The following is a 261-nucleotide window of genomic DNA, read 5'->3' on the forward strand; positions in this document are numbered from 1 at the left end:
TATCAATTAAATACTGTACCTGCTTCACAAAAAAGGTCTTTCCATAACCCCATTGTGCGTCAATTGCCACAGACCAAGGGCCATCCTGCTCACTAAGCATTTTAAGAAAGAGATATAAAGCTTGATTCCTACCAGTAGCATCGTTCTTAATTGATGAAACAATATTTTCCTCAGTTGGTTCGAGACTATACTTTTCCATGTTTAATTTTCCTTTCTTTTACAACTTAATAAAACACCTCAGACAATCTATGTTTCTAAGAG

The 261-nt window shown here is 35.2% G+C and carries 1 protein-coding gene; it reads right to left on the minus strand.

Going from position 1 to position 261, the window contains the following annotated elements:
- The coding region (locus tag LJE08_RS14170; protein WP_227403600.1) for a P-loop NTPase fold protein at nt 1-199 on the minus strand (199 nt) is incomplete at its 3' end.
- Between the last annotated feature and the right edge of the window lie 62 nt (nt 200-261).

This window comes from Holdemanella sp. DFI.5.55, assembly GCF_020593575.1.
Taxonomy (GTDB): Bacteria; Bacillota_I; Bacilli_A; order Erysipelotrichales; family Erysipelotrichaceae; genus Holdemanella; species Holdemanella hominis.